The organism is Gilliamella sp. wkB108 (assembly GCF_001690195.1).
Taxonomy (GTDB): Bacteria; Pseudomonadota; Gammaproteobacteria; order Enterobacterales; family Orbaceae; genus Gilliamella; species Gilliamella apicola_L.
Genome location: NZ_LZGM01000106.1, coordinates 1 through 2,147, shown reverse-complemented (window position 1 = coordinate 2,147; position 2,147 = coordinate 1). Strand labels below are relative to the sequence as shown.

General features: G+C 39.5%; 1 protein-coding gene. It reads left to right on the top strand.

Annotation, left to right across the window (positions count from 1 at the left end; translation table 11 throughout):
* Positions 1–2,147 (top strand): hemagglutinin repeat-containing protein (locus A9G11_RS11770; RefSeq protein WP_176701269.1); only part of this gene is annotated, 2,147 nt, incomplete at both ends.

Genomic DNA, 2,147 nt, shown 5'->3' with positions numbered 1-2,147 from the left:
CAAGCAGCATTAAATTTATATTCACAATCAAGGCAGTTAGCCAATTCATCTTCGCAAGCGAGTCAAAATGTCACTCAAACCGCCGATACAAATTTACAAAAGACACCGGTCTGGAAAGAGAAAGCATCTTCATTAGTGAAAGGCAAAGTTAGCCTTACTGCGGATAGCTCAAAACAAACACATGAATATGAACAGAGGTTACAGTCAGGCACTGTGATTCATGCGGGAGAAAATGTAAATATTAATGCGAAGGAGAATATTGAAGGGAAAGGAGTTGATATACAAGGAAAAAATATCAACTTAAACGCAGGTCAAGATATAAAATTCTCAGCGGCACAGGATATGGAGCGGGTAAAAAATACCGATTCAGGTAGTCACTATGGCGTTGGTGTTGGTGTGAATTTTGGTGGAAGTCAAAATGGATTTAGTCTTGAATTAAGTGGTAGTCAATCAAAAGGTAAAGAGAATGGAAATTCAGAGAATAATACCAACAGCATAATACATGCACGAGATAAGCTAAATATTCATAGTGGACGAGATGTTATTTTAACGGGAGCAGAATTACAAGGAAATCGAGTCGTAGCAGATATAGGACGAGATTTGTTAATCAGTAGTTTGCAAGATAAAGAAGATTATAATTCCAAACATACCTCAGCAGGACTGAATGCCAGTATTTGTGTACCGCCATTTTGTGCGGGTTCAAGTCAGGTCAGTGGTAGTTTTAGTCAAGATAAGATGAAGAGTGACTATGCATCGGTGAATGAGCAATCAGGTATATTTGCAGGAGAAGGTGGATATGATATCACGGTAGGCAATCATACCGAGTTAACCGGAGCGGTGATAGCTTCAGAGGCAGAGGATAAAACCCGTAATCGTTTAGAAACAGGAACGATAGGCTTTAGTGATATTAAAAACAAGGCGGAATATAATGTAAGCAGTATTTCGGTGTCAGGAGGAGCGAGTTATGGTAATCAAGGAGATAGTGGCGGACCGAACAAGTTAACACCGACAAGCAACAAGCCATCGGTGTATGAACATGGAGATAAATCATCCAATATCACCCACTCGGCGATATCGGAAGGCGAATTAATCGTTCGTGATAAAGAGGGGCAAAAACAAGATATCAATGAACTAAGTCATGATACCGATAATGCACATCAAAAACTCAAGCCAATTTTTGACAAAGAGAAAGAGCAACGAAAACAAGATATCGTAACGGGGCTGAAAGATTTAGCAGCACAAGTAAAACAACTGGAGAAAGACCTTAACAAGGATGCGGGTAAGGACTCAACTAAAGGCAAGATGGGTAATGACTTTAGTAAAGGAGTAGACTCAGCGGTAGCGATAGTGACCGGAATTATCACAGGCGATATAACGGGCGGATTAGCAGGAGCAAGCGCGCCATGGATAGCAACAGAGATAAAAAAACAAGCAGGTGATAATGAAACAGCGAGATTAGTGGCACATACAATACTGGGCGCTGTAGTAGCGGAGCTACAAGGTCACTCAGGAGTAGTAGGTGGAGCGAGTGCAGTCTCAGGGGAGATAGCAGCCCCAATTATACAAAAAGCCTTATATGGAGATAGAGATGTAAAAGACCTAACGGAAGAAGAAAAAGATAACATCAGTGCCTTAACTCAGCTAGCGGTAGGACTCACCATAGCAAGTATGGGAGGGGATGAAAGTGATATAACAACAGGAGTGAATAGTAGTAAAAATGCGGTTGAGAATAATTATTTAAAACTTTCCGAAGCTAGACGAAAAGCTGAGTTATCTTGGATAAAACCGAACTGGAAAGGTGAGGAGTTAACGGAAGATGAAAAGAAAGAATTAGAGTACTTTGAAAAATTAGATAAAAAACGTGATCTGGTTTTGCTAGAAACTTGTTATGCAGGTAATATATCAAGTTCAGCTTGTCAAGGATTACTACAAGAAGCATGGCAAATGCAAAATGAATATGCCGAAGAAGCTGCAAGAACTATAAAATATAGTGATGTTTACAGAGAAGATTCGAATAACCTTGATAATATATTATTAGGATTAGACAGGGATTCGGTAAGTTATTGGAAAGACATTGAAGCAATATCAAAAGTAAGTGGTAGACCTTTGCTTGAAGTTAAAAAGGAATATAGGTGGGCTTTAATAGC